This is a genomic window from Alcanivorax sp., from assembly GCF_014762765.1.
Lineage (GTDB): Bacteria > Pseudomonadota > Gammaproteobacteria > Pseudomonadales > Alcanivoracaceae > Alcanivorax.
Genome location: NZ_JABURH010000091.1, coordinates 4,920 through 19,660 on the forward strand (window position 1 = coordinate 4,920; position 14,741 = coordinate 19,660).

Annotated in this window: 14 protein-coding genes; 9 read left to right on the top strand and 5 right to left on the bottom strand. The window is 58.2% G+C overall.

Translation table 11 applies throughout. The features are described from left to right. Window positions 1-185: 185 nt before the first annotated feature. Together HUJ17_RS04705 and HUJ17_RS04710 are read right to left on the bottom strand one after the other, a co-directional pair. Window positions 186-1,376 carry an integrase arm-type DNA-binding domain-containing protein gene (locus HUJ17_RS04705; RefSeq protein ID WP_290509589.1) on the bottom strand — a complete coding sequence of 397 codons (1,191 nt, stop codon included), beginning with the start codon at window positions 1,374-1,376 and terminating at the stop codon, window positions 186-188. 132 nt (window positions 1,377-1,508) lie between these two features. Further along, entirely contained in the window at window positions 1,509-1,685 is a 177-nt protein-coding gene (locus tag HUJ17_RS04710; protein ID WP_290509590.1) for a Flp family type IVb pilin, read from the bottom strand. Between the two features lie 350 nt (window positions 1,686-2,035). On the opposite strand from HUJ17_RS04710, the gene HUJ17_RS04715 reads away from it, so the two are divergent. Then, complete coding sequence (locus HUJ17_RS04715; RefSeq protein ID WP_290509591.1) at window positions 2,036-3,412, top strand: cytochrome ubiquinol oxidase subunit I; 1,377 nt, start codon at window positions 2,036-2,038, stop codon at window positions 3,410-3,412. Next, a complete protein-coding gene (locus HUJ17_RS04720; protein ID WP_290509592.1) occupies window positions 3,409-4,410 on the top strand; it encodes a cytochrome d ubiquinol oxidase subunit II in 1,002 nt (333 codons plus the stop codon). Before HUJ17_RS04715 ends, HUJ17_RS04720 begins: the two co-directional genes overlap by 4 nt. Window positions 4,411-4,495: 85 nt before the next feature. Here HUJ17_RS04720 and HUJ17_RS04725 read toward each other — a convergent pair whose 3' ends face one another. Beyond that, the gene (locus HUJ17_RS04725; RefSeq protein WP_290509593.1) at window positions 4,496-5,320 is read right to left on the bottom strand and encodes an arylamine N-acetyltransferase; all 825 of its coding nucleotides are present in this window, start codon (window positions 5,318-5,320) and stop codon (window positions 4,496-4,498) included. A gap of 100 nt (window positions 5,321-5,420) precedes the next feature. Here HUJ17_RS04725 and HUJ17_RS04730 point away from each other — a divergent pair, with 100 nt between their 5' ends. The 7 genes from HUJ17_RS04730 (at window position 5,421) to HUJ17_RS04760 (ending at window position 12,520) form a co-directional block, all read left to right on the top strand. Further along, entirely contained in the window at window positions 5,421-5,885 is a 465-nt protein-coding gene (locus HUJ17_RS04730) for a hypothetical protein (RefSeq protein WP_290509594.1), read from the top strand. Window positions 5,886-6,013: 128 nt separating this feature from the next. Continuing rightward, a complete protein-coding gene (locus HUJ17_RS04735) occupies window positions 6,014-6,529 on the top strand; it encodes a GNAT family N-acetyltransferase (protein WP_290509595.1) in 516 nt (171 codons plus the stop codon). Window positions 6,530-6,636: 107 nt separating this feature from the next. Next, window positions 6,637-7,548 (top strand): LysR family transcriptional regulator, encoded by a 912-nt coding sequence (locus tag HUJ17_RS04740; RefSeq protein ID WP_290509596.1) that lies wholly within the window; start codon window positions 6,637-6,639, stop codon window positions 7,546-7,548. A 69-nt stretch (window positions 7,549-7,617) separates the two neighbouring features. Next, on the top strand, window positions 7,618-8,514 hold the full coding sequence (locus HUJ17_RS04745; protein ID WP_290509597.1) for an alpha/beta hydrolase: 897 nt from the start codon (window positions 7,618-7,620) through the stop codon (window positions 8,512-8,514). Beyond that, complete coding sequence (locus HUJ17_RS04750; protein WP_290509598.1) at window positions 8,511-8,957, top strand: hypothetical protein; 447 nt, start codon at window positions 8,511-8,513, stop codon at window positions 8,955-8,957. The genes HUJ17_RS04745 and HUJ17_RS04750 overlap by 4 nt, the downstream gene beginning before the upstream one ends. A gap of 103 nt (window positions 8,958-9,060) precedes the next feature. Continuing rightward, complete coding sequence (locus HUJ17_RS04755) at window positions 9,061-10,257, top strand: GGDEF domain-containing protein (RefSeq protein ID WP_290509599.1); 1,197 nt, start codon at window positions 9,061-9,063, stop codon at window positions 10,255-10,257. A 52-nt stretch (window positions 10,258-10,309) separates the two neighbouring features. Next, complete coding sequence (locus HUJ17_RS04760; RefSeq protein ID WP_290509600.1) at window positions 10,310-12,520, top strand: EAL domain-containing protein; 2,211 nt, start codon at window positions 10,310-10,312, stop codon at window positions 12,518-12,520. A 102-nt stretch (window positions 12,521-12,622) separates the two neighbouring features. On the opposite strand, the gene HUJ17_RS04765 is transcribed toward HUJ17_RS04760, so the two are convergent. Together HUJ17_RS04765 and HUJ17_RS04770 are read right to left on the bottom strand one after the other, a co-directional pair. Further along, window positions 12,623-13,516 carry a haloalkane dehalogenase gene (locus HUJ17_RS04765; RefSeq protein WP_290509601.1) on the bottom strand — a complete coding sequence of 298 codons (894 nt, stop codon included), beginning with the start codon at window positions 13,514-13,516 and terminating at the stop codon, window positions 12,623-12,625. A 215-nt stretch (window positions 13,517-13,731) separates the two neighbouring features. Then, window positions 13,732-14,685, bottom strand: a complete 954-nt coding sequence (locus HUJ17_RS04770) for an aldo/keto reductase (RefSeq protein ID WP_290509602.1) — start codon at window positions 14,683-14,685, stop codon at window positions 13,732-13,734. Window positions 14,686-14,741 lie beyond the last annotated feature (56 nt).

Genomic DNA, 14,741 nt, shown 5'->3' on the forward strand with positions numbered 1-14,741 from the left:
CGGTTACCCGGTTGCAGCCCTGGCCGATGATGACGCCATCCTTGACCACCAGTGCCGCAAAGGGCCCACCCAGGCCCTGGCGGACATTGTCTTCCGACAGGGAGAGCACCGTCTGGATCAGGGTCTCATGAGTCAGGTGCTGTTCCATGGTGGCGGCCCAGTCGCGTGATGTTGCGAGGTTGTCTTTACCGGCGAGTGACCTTGCCAATCACCGTATTGTCCAGATAGTCCGCCCAGGCCTGCAGCATTTCCCGGCGTTTTTCCAGATAGGCCTGGCGGTCGGTCTGCTCGTCGCCGGTCTGGCTGAGCAGTTGTGACTGGATCTGTTCCGCCTGGTAGCCCAGTTCGCCAAGCGCCGTGGCGGCCAGGGTGCGCAGGTTGTCGGTGGACACCGGTGTAGTGCGGGTGACTTTCTTCAGAGCGCCGGTGAGGGTGCTGGCGCCCAGGTGCTTCTTGCGGTCACGGGTGCCGGGGAAAATATATTCCTGGCGACCGGTAAGGGGTTCTATTTCCCGTAGCAGTTCCACTGCCTGGCGGGGCAGGGGCACGGTAATGATCTTGCCGTCAGGGCTGTCAGTGCTCTTGCGGCGGATTCGCCATTCACCGGCATCCAGATCCATATCGGACCAGCGAGCGTTGACGATCTCGCTGGGCCTGGCCAGCAACCAGACGGTGAGTTTGAGCGCTGCCGTAGTCGTGGTACGACTCCACTGGCCGAGTACACCGCTGGCCAGATTAAAGAGTTGCTCGCGGGTGCTGAGCAGGAACTCCGGCTCGGTACCGGAGCCGGTGAGGCGACGGCGCAGGGCGCCGGTCTGCTGGTAGCCCGCCACGCCGGTGTCGCGGGCATGGGTGTAGACCCGTTTGGCGATGCCCAGTACCCGCTTGCCCTTGTCCAGATGGCCTTCGGCACCCAGGGCGGCAGCCAGGGATTTCAGATCTTCCGGAGTCACCTCGCTGACTACTCGCTTGCCGATGCTGGAGATCAGGTAGTTTTCCATCTGCCGCTTGGTGCGGCGGAACTGCTCTTCAGAGACTTCAAACCGGTAGACCCGTTCCAGCCAGTCCCGCGCCACCGCCTCGAAGGTTTCTACCGAGGGGCTGAAGACTTCCCGCTTTTCGCAGCGGGTGATCGGGTCGGTGCCGTCGGCGATCAGCTCCCGGGCCTCGTCGCGCAGCTGGCGGGCAAAGGCCAGGGTGACTTCCGGGCAGGGGCCCAGGGTGATGACCTTGCTGCGGCCGTCGAACCGGTAGCTGAATTTCCAGGTACGGTTGCCATTGGCCTCTACCAGCAGGTAAAGCCCCTTGTCGTCCCGGAGTTTGTAGTCTTTCTTGAGAGGTTCGGCGTTGCGGACGTCCGCGGAAGTCAGGGCCATGGCTCGCTGCAGGTCAGGTTATTGTCGGCATCGCGCAAAACGATGCAGGGATTACAGACAATAAGCTACCCAGCTTTGCCGATGCGTTCAATTGCTGTGCGGTAACGCGGCTGGTGGCGAGCCCGGTCAGCGTCAGCCAGTCGCGTCGCTGATGGAGGTCTGCGCGCCCTCAAAGAGGTTCCTGACTTCGCCACCGGCAAGCAGGATGGTGGCAATGGCTACGATGCCAATCAGTGATGCCAGAATGGCGTACTCAACAACCGTGGCGCCACTTTCTTCCTGTAAAAAAACGGTGATGAACTTCAACATGGCCTGGCCCTCCTGGCGGCTTGGACATCCTTCAATAATCACAATAGCACGCTTGTCCCGGTAGGGTGATGGCCTTGATGTATGCAAAAAGGAGAGCATGAGGTTCAGGCTTGTTGGGGGTTTCTCCATCAAGTTGCCGGTTTTCGGTGATATTTTCCTTCCAGGCAAATACTGCGGAATTTAAGCGTTTGTTGGCTTCTTGTAAGAGTGGCTGAAAACCATAGCGCCGACCGTCATTTTGCCAGTTGTTGACCTGGGGCAATTTGTCACACACCGTCGCAATTTCTATGTGCTAGCCTAGTGAAAATCATGAATCCTGTTCGCAGGCCTGACATGTGGAGGTTGCGCCCGTGGAGTTCGATCCGTTCCTGCTGGCCCGGCTGCAGTTTGCCGCCAATATCAGTTTTCATATCCTGTTTCCCACCATCACCATCGGCCTGTGCTGGGTGCTGTTCTATTTTCGTCTGCGTTATACCTTTTCCGGAGACAAGGCCTGGGAATATGCCTACTTCTTCTGGGTAAAGATCTTTGCCCTGAGTTTTGCACTGGGGGTGGTATCCGGGATCACCATGAGCTTCCAGTTCGGCACCAACTGGCCCGGTTTCATGGAGCGCGCCGGCAATATCGCCGGTCCCTTGCTGGGCTATGAAGTACTTACCGCCTTTTTCCTGGAAGCCTCTTTCCTGGGCATCATGCTGTTCGGCAAGGACCGGGTCTCCAACCGCACCCACCTGATCGCTACCGCCCTGGTAGCGGTGGGGACCTCGTTCTCCGCGTTCTGGATTCTCAGTCTCAACTCCTGGATGCAGACCCCGACGGGATATCGCATCGAGGACGGCGTGTTCTTCGTGGAAAGCTGGTGGGAGGTGATCTTCAACCCGTCCTTCCCCTATCGTTTCGCCCATATGTTCACCGCGTCCCTGCTGACTGCGGCCTTCCTGATCATGGGCATCAGCGCCTGGCGAGCCATGCGCGGTGTGGATGGCCCGGCCACCTGGAAGGTGATGCGCACTGGTGCGCTGATGGCTGCAGTACTGGCACCGCTGCAGGTATTCATCGGTGACCTGCACGGACTCAACACCCTGGAGCATCAGCCGGCCAAGATTGCGGCCATGGAAGGCGTCTGGGAAACGGAAAAAGGCGCCCCACTGACCCTGTTCGGTTTTCCCGACGAGGAAGAAAAAACCACGCACATGGCCATCAAGGTACCCAACCTGGCCAGTCTGATCCTTACCCACGAGTGGGAGGGTGAAGTGCTCGGGCTCAACGAGTTCGAAGGGGAAAGCCCGCCGGTGGCACCGGTGTTTTGGGCGTTCCGGGTGATGGTCGGCATTGGCATGCTGATGGTGCTGACAGGCTGGTGGTCTGCCTGGCGATTGTTCCGCAACCGGGATGAAAATCGTGAGACACAGACCTGGCTGTTGCGTGCCCTGTCGGTGATGACCTTCTCCGGCTGGATTGCGGTGCTGGCGGGCTGGTATGTCACCGAAATCGGGCGCCAGCCCTGGGTGGTGGATGGGCTGCTACGGACCGCCGATGTGGTGGCAGACCACAGTAGTGCCACTGTTGCCGGCACCCTGTTCGGCTATGTGTTGTTGTACCTGTTCCTGCTGGTGTCCTATATCGCCACCTTGCGCTACATGGCCACCAAGCCGGCACGGTCCCTGACGCTGACACCCCAGCAACGGGCCATGAACGATGCGGAAACTGCCGAAGGAGAAGCATGATGGATCTGGGATACTGGCTTCCGTTGTTCTTTGCCGGTGCCATGGGACTGGCGCTGCTGATCTATGTGATTCTCGACGGGTACGATCTGGGAATCGGCATCCTGTTGCCCTTCGCCAACGATGACGAAAAGGATGTGATGGTGGCGGCCATCGGGCCGTTCTGGGATGCCAATGAAACCTGGATCGTGCTGGGCGTGGGTATCCTGTTGATCGCCTTTCCCCAGGCACACTCCATCGTGCTCACCTCCCTGTACCTGCCGGTGACCCTGATGCTGATGGGGCTGATCCTGCGCGGGGTGGCGTTCGACTTCAGGGTGAAGGCCGGGGACAAGCACAAGGCGAAATGGAATCGTCTGTTTGCCTTTGGTTCCCTGGCGGCGTCCCTGTGTCAGGGCTGGATGTTGGGTGCCTTTGTCACCGGCCTCACCGGCGATGCCACCAGCACCCTGTTTGCCGCACTGATCGCACTTGCCCTGCCAGCCCTGTACATCATGCTCGGCGCCGCCTGGTTACTGATCAAGACCGAAGGCGAGTTGTTCAACAAGGCGGTGCGCTGGGGGCGCATGGCGGTATTGCCCATGGGCGGGTTTCTGCTGCTCATTTCCATTGCCACGCCGCTGGTGAGCAGCACCATTGCCGACAAATGGTTTACCCTGCCCAACGCTATCGGTCTGATGCCTATCCCCATCGCGACCGCACTGGCCTATGCCGGGTTGATCTGGGTGTTCAACAGCAAGCAGATTCTGCACAACGGCTATGGCTGGTTGGCCTTTGTGGCGTTAATGGTGCTGTGTGTGCTCGCCAGTATCGGGCTTGCCTACAGCCTGTTCCCGGATATCGTGCTGGGCCAGATTTCAATCTGGGAAGCCGCGTCGGCCACGGAGTCTCTGCTGTTTACCTTCTGGGGAGCCATCATCGCCTTGCCCATGATTCTGGGCTACACGATCTTTATTTACCGGGTGTTCCGGGGCAAGGCCACGCACCTGAGTTACGAATAGCGATTCGCCTTGCGAGCAAGGCTCCAACAGCGGTGGGTTATGTCGTTGGAGCCTTGTTCACAAGGCGAAGTTTTTAAAACGGTTTTCACTGCCGAAATAGCGATTTCTCTTTAAGCGCTTTCTCCAGGCTGCTTCTCTCAACCCCCGCCATATTGATGGCAAATATCCCTTCCAGTAATTCCCATAATTCTGCCAGGGATGCGAGCGTGTGTTTTTCGCTGCTGCCATCCGGAAAGCGAACCGTATAGAGATCGTTCAGCAGAGTGTGGCGGCGGTCCTTGTCGGTGCGCACGGCAATCAGGTTGTTCACGAATTTGGATTGCGGGTGGCAGGCCACGTACCAGTTGGCCATTTCGAAATCCACAGCGCCCTGTTGCATCAGGTCGAAGCGATAAAGCAGCCGCCACTGGTCTCCCAGCTGTACCCACAGGCTGTAATGATCCTGATGCGCATCCACCCGGAACGGCTCCAGCGGTGTGCTTTGTGGATGACGGGTGTGGAGATTCAGGGGTGCGGTGGGTGTCATGCCGCCGAAACCCACATCGCTGAGATAGTCCTCACCATCAATCGTCACCAGCAGCAGCATATGCGAGCGTGCCGGCCAGGCATCGTCGGGCTGGTTCCAGTAGACCCGCCCGGTGATACCGCGTGCCTGGAAGCCCAGCATGGTAAGCACCTCCAGAAACAGCAGGTTATTCTCGAAACAGTATCCGCCACGTCGCTGGTGGACCAGCTTGTCCATCAGGGCATGGCGATCCAGTGGTACCGGGAGCCCCAGCAAAGGGTTCAGGTTCTCGAAGGTGATGGTCTGCAGATGCAAGTGTTGCAGGGCCTGGAGGGTGCTCAGGGTGGGCAGCTTTTCTCCCTGATAGCCGATTCGCTGCAGGTAGGCATCAATATCCAGCGCCATGGTATGGGTCCTTGTCGGAAAAAGGAGAGGCAAGCATAAAACCTCAACTCAGGTTGATGTAAAGTCTCTATACCAAAAAAATAAAGGACAGGATGCAAGGATGAGATGGGCTCTGGGGATTCTGGCTGGATGGTTAACGATGTCTTTTATGGCGTCGATTATTTCTCTGCTTACCATGGCTGGAACGCTCGGTTACAACCTGTATTTTGGCATGGATGGTATCCCGCCGAAGGAAAAGGCCGACTGGATGGCCGGTTATCTGGACAAAGTAACGAATGATTTCTGGCTCATCGATTTTCCCGCCTGGGGCATCGGTGCCCTATTGGCCGGATGGGTGTTAGTCCGGGTGACACGAACCGATAATGGTTTTGCCGTGGTGGCAGTCTCCTTGCTGATGGGCGCGTATGTCGGGCTGAATTACTGGAACTGGCCTGGGAGTGTCGGACCCTTCCTGGTTGTTTCTGTACTGTTCTTTATCGGCGCTTATATTGCCGATCAGCGCCGGCAAAAAGTGTCAAAGGCGCAAACCTCTGAGATTGGAGACGATACGGCCAAAACTGATTAATATGAAAAACGATAAACAGCCTGCAGATGTTAAAAAGGATGCGGGGTACGCTTTTGCAAAATAGATCGCATGATGCGTACAGGGCTGTGTGACACAGGGAAGGCAATAAAAACATTATGAAAGTCTCAGTGGCAACGGACAGGATCACCTTTGCGCCGCTCACCGAAGCGGACCTGCCGCTGCTGCATGACTGGCTGGGCCGTGGGCATGTCAGCCGCTGGTGGGGGCCGCAGCGCAGTCTTGAAGAGGTGGTTCGCGATTATCATCCGGCCCAGCGCTGCTTCGGGGGCCCCATGTTTTTTTTTATACGCCTGGATGAAGAGCCGCTGGGGTTTATTCAGCGCTATGCGCCCATCGAGCATCACCATGAAGGCTGGTGGCTGGAGATTGATGATTCCGGTGTGCGTGGGGTGGATGTGTTTCTTGCCAGAGAGAGTCATCTGGATCACGGGCTCGGCAGCGCGGCGGTGACGGCTTTTGTGGATTGGCTTTTTGAAGACCCTTTGGTCTCGGAAGTGATCGCCGATCCGGCTCCCGATAACCTGCGTGCCATCCACTGTTTTCGCAATGCTGGTTTTATTGCCCGTCAGGTGGTCAAGACTCCGGATGGTCCCGCCTTGCTGATGCGCTATCGCCGTCCTTGATTGTCAGGTTCCAATGAGCGCCAGTGCTTTTCGTAATGTCACGAGATGATTGTCTCCCGGTGGCGATTCTCTGACACAATCAATGAATCCGAAACGGAGCGCTGAGTGTGGCTGATCTACCCTCCCTGAATCTGTTGCGTACCTTTGACGCCGTGGGCCGACACATGCGTTTTCGGGCCGCTGCCGAAGAGCTGCATATCTCTGCCTCGGCGGTGAGTCACCAGATTCGCGACCTGGAAGAGTTCCTGGGATTGCCGCTGTTTGTGCGTGGCGCCCGCCAGGTGAGCTTTACCCCGGAAGGGCAGCAATACCATGAGCAGGTCGCGCCGGCGTTGCAGCAACTGCGCCAGGCTACCCGTTCCCTGCTCAGTCATGATCAGCCCCTTGCCCTGCGGCTCAGTGCCATTCCCTATATCGCCACCGATGTGATTGCCCCTGAGCTGGCAGCCTTTCAACGCCAGTGGCCCGGGTTGCGGGTGGACGTGCTGGGCGATGCTCGCCCCATGAATGTGGAAGCGGGCGAGGTGGATGTGGCCATCCGGTTCGGCCTTGATGTCCACGACAATGCCATCCCGCTGGTGGCCACGCGCTGCACACCCCTGTGCGCGCCGGAGATTGCCAGGGCGGTCCGGGATGATCCGGAAAAAGCCTTTGCCACCTTCCCGGTCTACAACATGAGCGGCTACATGGATCTGTGGCAATTCTGGCTGAACGAGCAAGGCTGGCAACTGCCGGCGAACCACACCACCACCCTGAACAGCTATCGTGGCCTGCTGGTGGCCGCATCACGGGGCGGTATCTGCCTGGGATTCCTGCCGGTGGTGGTGCCCTGGCTGGAGCGCGGTGAGCTGGTGATACCGTTTGCCGAGCGGGCCGTGTCTCTGGGGCAGCTGTCCCTGGAAGTGCGCGACGGGCTGCGTTACCAGCCGGCGGTACAGGCCCTGATTCCCTGGCTGCGCGAGTTGTTTCAGGGCTACCAGATTCGCACTGATGAGTTTTTCTCATCACCCCCTGCGTAATCCTCAATTTTCCCGTTGTCGGTCCCGCTCTAGGCTTGCTTTCAAACCTCTGTGTTGTGGAGCAAGGTTATGAGTCTCAGCGACAGTTTTACCCTGACCACTGAGGACGGCGTGGCTGTGCAAGCCAGCGGCTTCCGTGCTCGCTCGCCCCGGGCCGTGGTGGTCATGGCCGGTGGCACCGGTATTCCCCGCCAGTTCTATCGCCATTTTGCGGACTTTCTGGCAGGGCAAGGGTTGCATGTCATCACCTTTGATTACCGCGGCAAGCATAGCGCCGTGGCGGCGGAGCGGTTACGCATGGCGGACTGGGGCCGGCAGGATCTGGATGCGGTGTTGGCTTATGCCGCGCAGCGCTTTCCCGATTTGCCGCTGTTGTTTGTGGGCCATTCTGTTGGGGGGCAGATCTTCGGCCTGGCTCGTCGCTCGGTGCAAGTTAAGGCGGCTCTGCTGATTGCTTCCCAGAGCGGCTACTGGTGGCACTGGTCGGGGGCCTGGCGTTGGCGGCGCTGGCTGGACTGGCACCTGCTGATGCCGGCCATGACCCGCCTGGTCGGTGAGCTGCCGGGTTGGATGCTGGGCGGCAACCCCTTGCCCGCCGGGATCAGCAAAGAATGGGCTCGCTGGTGCCGTTCGCCCTGCTACCTTTGCGAGCCCGATGGGGCGCCCATGCGTGACCACTTTGCCCGTCTGCGTTTGCCCATGCGGTTCTATGTCATCAGCGACGATACTGGTCTGGCGCCGCTGGCGGCGGTCCGGGCCTTGATGGGATTTTATCCGGTGGCTGGCAAGGAGCTGCGTGTATTGACCCCGGCGGACGCCGGCGTTGCGAGCCTGGGGCACGTCGGGGTGTTCCGGGAAAGTGCTAGCGTGTTGTGGCCCCCCATGGTTGAGTGGTTATTGGCACCGTTATCAAGCAGCGGGCCGCTGCTGTCAGGGCGCGGTGAGTTACAGGAGTGTCCGTCATGAAGGAGAACGTATCGCGGCGGTTGTTGTTTGCCGGTTTCCTCTTGCTGTTACTGGGGTTGTTGACCGGCTTTACCCTGCCGCTGCTGGTCAATCCGCGTATGGGACTGGCCAGCCACATGCAGGGCATTACCAACGGCTTGTTATTGGTTGCCCTGGGGCTTTGCTGGGGGCGTCTGGTGTTGTCCTCCAGGGCCGCCTGGCTGACCGGGTGGCTGGCGCTCTATGGCACCTATGCCAACTGGCTGGCAACGCTGCTTGCTGCCATCTGGGGCACCGGAACCATGATGCCGCTGGCGGCGGCGGGCTTTACGGCGGCACCCTGGAAGGAGCAATTGGTCAGCCTGTTGTTGATGAGCCTGTCCCTGGCCATGGTGCTGGCGCTGCTGCTGGTGATCTGGGGCTTGCGTCCCGGTGTGCAGCAACGCCATGAAGAGGGCGCGTAGCCTTTCCGACCACTGGCGGCTGGCGGGGCACCAGCGTAGATCAAATTTCAGCCAATGCGGCAGGCCCTGTGACATAATTCCGGTATGAATGAGAACTCATGCCATGTCAGCGGTTGATCGCAATCCGCTTCCCATCACCGATCTGCTCGACTGGAGTGATCGGGACAAGAGCCTGTTGCTGTCAGTGCTCACCGGCCTGTTGATGCTCGGTTTTCTCGGCTGGTTATTGTTCACGCTGCGCTACACCGGTTTTGGCGAGCAGTTCCTTTCTTTGGAAGGCGCTGCGCTGGCCCACGATATTTTCCTCTTTAACGTGATCGGTTGGCTGTTGTTGACCTGCTGGGGCCTTGCCCTGCACAAGCACAAGCGTCATTCGCAGGCGTACCCCAATGTGTGCATTCACTTCTTTGGTTTTTCCTTTCTTGGGGTCGGCTATGTGATGGGCCTGTATAACCCGATCATGGGTCTGGTGCTGGTGGGGTCACCGCTCACTGGATTTATTCTTTTCGATTTCAAGCGGGTCACCTGCAGCCTGGTATTGCACACCGTCATGGTGCTGGCGATCTATGCGCTAATCGTGCAGGGCAAGCTGCAATATGCGCCGCTGCTCAAGGCGGACCCGGTGACCAAGGATCTGGTGTCTGTTTACTGGGTCAACAGCATGATTGCCTTTTCCGTCCCTTTTCTGGCCATGGTGTTTGGTTTCACTTATGTACTGCTGCGCCGTTGGCAGATCCGTGAAAATCAAATTCGGAACCTGGCCGTTACCGATCCGCTGACCGGCCTGTCGAACCGACGAGCCCTGTTCGATCAGTTCAGCTATGAGCTGGCACGTAGTCGGCGAAGTGGCGGCTCTGTATCGGTATGCGTTATGGATCTGGACCATTTCAAACAGATCAATGACCGCTATGGCCATGGTGCCGGGGATCGGGTGCTGGAACGCGTGGCCGAGATATTGAAGGGGTCTCTGCGTGAAACTGATCGTGTCGGACGTATTGGTGGTGAAGAGTTCATGCTGCTGATGCCGGAAACGGATCTGAATGGCGCAGCCCTGGTAGTGGAGCGATGTCGTAAAGGGATAGAGGCGCAGCGCATTGCACTTTCCGATGTGTCGATATCCGTTACCGCGAGCTTTGGTGTTGCTTGTGTTCGGGGGGATGAGGTTCTCAGCGAAGAGCAGATATTCTGTCAGGCAGACAAGGCTTTGTACCATGCCAAGGAAAAGGGTAGAAACAGAGTTGAATTCTGGTATGGCCAAACAGAGCAGCGGTTACAGGAGGCAGGAGCAGGGATTTACTGAATAGCAGGCTGCCAGAACTTGTTCACATAATGAAAGTTGGCGAGGGATGCCAATGAATTATAAAAATGAAAGGAAAAGATGGGGGTGGGTGTGCGGTTGCGCTGTGTTGTTCGTCGCTTCTGTGGCCTGTGCCAAAAGCACTGTTCCGGAAACCATTATTTTTGCCGGTGATGATAATTATCCTCCGCTCCAGTGGGTTGATGAGAGCGGGAAGAACAGGGGGATGATTTTCGAGCTCGAGAAATCCTTGGTCGAACGACAAGGCAGGCAATCTGAGCACCGTTTGATGGATTGGGCGGCAGCCATTGATCAACTGGAGTCCGGCGAGGTTGATGTGGTGGCAATGTTCGCGTCAAAAAAGCGAAGTGAAAAATTCCTTTTCACAACTCCCTTCTATTTTCTCACGCATGGTATCTATGGTCTCCGTGGCAGCCCCGGGGTTAGCGATGTGGCGTCGCTTTCCGGCAAGCGTGTGGCGCTGGAAAAAAAAGGATATGCCGAAGAGGCATTGTCAGAAAATCACATCGCTGTAATTCCGGTATTACGTGAGGATTTCGAAGCCGCACTGCGTGCCGTGATAAACGGTGAGGCAGAATTTGCCGTGGTCCCGCAGCAGTTGGCCAACCGGGCTATTGCCCTGAAAAAAATGGACCTGCAGCCCCTGGGGCCACCGATATGGCCGAGGCCCTATGTGTTTGCGGTCTCTGCAGAACGCCCTGGTTTGCATGAATGGCTTCAGAATGAACTGGGTCTGGTGATATCCAGTGGTCGTTATTACGATATTTTCGAACGATGGCGTAGCCAGATCGAGTGGTCCGAAAAAGCAGGATGGTGGCGTTACAAATGGTTGTTGTTGGGCCTGGCAGGGGTGCTGTTACTCGCGCTATTGGGCTATGGCTATTCATGGCAAATGCGCAACCTTGTTCAGCGCCGCACACGTGATCTTGAAGAGGCCCTGGATTCACAGAAAAAAGCGGAAAGTGAGTTGCGCCATTGGGCCAGCCATGACCGCCTGACCGGGTTGGCTACCCGCGCCGGATTTTTCAGCCAGCTACAGACTATCTCCCGTGATAAAGTCCAACAGAAAAAATCCTGTGTCCTGCTGGTTCTTAAATTGACCGACTTGAATGAAATTATCTGTGCATTGGGATTTCAGATCGGTGAGGGAATGTTGGCGGCAGTCGGGCAACGATTTCAGAAGCAGAATTTTCTCGCCGTCGGGCACTTTGGGCGCGGCGTTTTTGCGGTGTTGGCAGAAGGTACCGTGTCGAGCATTGAGGATCTGATTGATGTGTCGCCCTTGTCGGTGGGTGGTATGGATATGGAGCCCCGTTTTGGCGTGGGGGTGGCACGTCTGGAAGGCATCCAGTGTGATGTAACAGAAGTATTGAGGCAGGCGGAAACGGCAATGGCAGTTGGCGCCAGCCGACGACGTTACTGGATGCACTACCACCCGGGAATGGACCCGGACCCGCAGGCCTTGTTCGTGATTCGCGATTTTCGGCGAATGCAGGGTGAAGGCTTGAGTGTTTGTCTGCAGCCTCAGGTTGATTTGAGTAGTGGTACGGTGGTCGGCGCCGAGGTGCTGGTGCGTTGGAATCACCCTTCCCTGGGGGAGTTGTCACCGGCTTACTTTGTTCCCTTGCTGGAGCGCGCCGGGCTGATATCCAGGCTGACAGAGTATGTCTTGCATGAAGCTGTCCGTATTGCTGCAGGGCTTCGCCATGATGGCTTGCCTACCTGTCTGAGTGTGAATGTTTCAGCTGTCGACCTGCTGGGAACCGACTTGTATCGTGTCGTGCTACAGGCACTGGAAAAGTATCAGGGGCGGCCAGAAGATTTGCGCCTTGAAATGACAGAAACCAGTGTCATCAGTGATCCGGAAAAAGTCAGCGAAGTGGTTGCCCGTCTGGCAGAGCTGGGCGTGGAGTGCAGTATTGATGATTTCGGCGTTGGCTTTTCTTCCATGTCGTATTTGCGACAGTTTGCGGTCAGTGAAATAAAGATTGATCGCAGTTTCGTCAGTGACATGCTGGAAGAAGATGCCCACTACGCCATAGTGCGAGCGGTGATTGCCCTGGCCCATGAGCTGAATATGACGGTTGTTGCGGAGGGGCCGGAAGACAATGATACCGTCAAGGCGTTGATGGATCTGGGCTGTGATCGTATTCAGGGTTATGTGTTTTCCAGGCCGGTCCCCCTGAGCGCTTTTTATGACATCCGGACTCGCACCCTGGCTGTTGGTGACAGGCTGGAAGCCTAGGATCTCCGGTTTGCGGGGGCGCTTCCGGGGCGATTTTATCCCGACAAAGAGAGCGCATGGCTCACAAACTCCTGCGCTCTCTATGGCCAGCCGCCCGGGTGCCTAGGATTCCATCGAGGCAATCAGCTCATTCACGGCGCGGGCAAACTGCACCGGCGAATCTTCCTGTAGAAAGTGCCCGCCTACCAGAGTCTGGTGGGGGTGACCTTTTGCGCCGGGAATGCGTTCCTGCATGTACTTGTCGCCGCCCCGGGTGATCGGGTCGCCATTGCTGAAGGTGGTCAGGAAGGGTTTGTCCCATTGCTCCAGCACTTTCCAGGCCTTGCGGTTGGCATCGCTGGCCGGGTCGTCCGGGGTGACCGGTACCAGCTTGGGGAACGCCCTGGCGCCGGCCTTGTACTTCTTGTTCGGGAAGGGCGCATCGTAGGCGCGGCGCTCATCCGGCCCCAGCTTTTTGAAGGTGCCGCTGCCGATGATCCGGGCGATGGGAAACACCGGGCTGTAGAGCGCGAAGTTCTTCCACAGTTGAAAGGCTTTCGGCACTTTCTGGTCGCCGGTGGGCAGCATGCCGTTGCCGACCACAATGGCCCGAAAGCGCTCCGGATTCTCCGCCGCCAGGCGCAGGCCCAGCAGCGATCCCCAGTCCTGGCAGACCAGGGTGATATCGGTCAGGTCCAGCTGCTCCAGCCAGGATTGCATCCAGTCCATATGGCTCTGGTAGCTGTAGGCGTTGATGTCGGTGGGCTTGTCGGACTTGCCGAAGCCGATCAGGTCCGGGGCCAGCACCCGATGCCCGGCGGCGGCGCAGATCGGAATCATGTGCCGGTACAGGTACGACCAGGACGGCTCGCCATGCATCATCAGCACCGGCTTGGCATCGGCCGGGCCTTCGTCCAGATAATGCATCCGCAGGCCGCCCACGTCTGCATAGTGGGGCTCGAAAGGGTAGTCCAGCAGTCGCTCGAAACGGGAATCCGGAGTGCGCAGAAAATCCATGGGTCATCCTGATGAAAATGAAAACCCAAGGATGGCCGTTCCCGGCCGCTGGTGACCATGTCTTCCCGGGCCAAAGGGCGTGAAGAAATGAGGAGGGGCGACGTTTGCGTAGGGTGCCACTGAGCCTGAGGCGAACTGCACCATGACCACGGCGGTTGCGGTGCAGTTCGCCTCAGGCTCAGTGGCACCCTACGGTTTGGATTGGCGTTGGCCGGTTATTCGTCCCAGAGGCCTTCCAGGGTGTAATCGCTGCCCGGCTGGGCCCAGAAGCCGCCGTCCACGTAGCGGCGGTGACGGTCCAGCTCGGCGATGGCCTGCATGTCGTCCTCGCTGAGCCGCAGGTCGGCGGCGGCCAGATTCTGTTGCAGCCGTTGCGGATTCACCGATTTCGGGATCACCGCCGTGCCCCGTTGCAGGGCCCAGGCGATCAGTACCTGTGCCGGGCTGGCGTTGTGGTTGTCGGCGATGTCATGGAGGATCGGGTCTTCCAGCAGCACCGGTTCATCCTCGGCCTTGAGGCCGTCCGGGCGGTCGGAGGAGCCCAGCGGGGAATAGGCGGTCAGGTGAACGCCCTGTTGCTGGCAGAAGCGCAGCATCTCTTTCTGCTGCAGATAGGGATGCAGTTCGATCTGGTTCATGGCCGGTTTCAACCGTGCCTTGCCGATCAGGTCTTGCAGTTTTTTGACGCTGAAGTTGGAGACGCCGATCTGCCGGGTCAGGTTGTTATCCACCAGTGCTTCCATGGCGGCCCAGGTCGTTGCCACGGGCAGATCATTCAAAGACACCATGTCATCGCCGGACTGGGGAAAGGGCACGCCCTTCTTCAGGGCCACCGGCCAGTGCATCAGGTACAGGTCCAGATAATCCAGCTTCAGGTTGTTCAGGGTGGTTTCCAGGGCCGGCTGCACATCCTCCGGGGCATGGTCGCTGTTCCACAGCTTGGAGGTAATCCACAGGTCCTCGCGCTGTACCGTACCGGCTGCGAACACCTCCTGCAGCGCCTGGCCGATTTCATCCTCGTTGCCGTATATATGGGCGCAGTCGATATGCCGGTAACCCATCTCGATGGCTGCCTTCACGGCCTCGTAGACCTCGCCGGGCCGGGATTTCCAGGTACCCAGTCCCAGTTGCGGCATGGTATCGCCGTTGGCAAATGTCAGTGTTTTCATCACCTGCTCCTGTAGATGCTGTGTGATAGTCCCGGTCGCTTTTGGCAGCCGGAAAG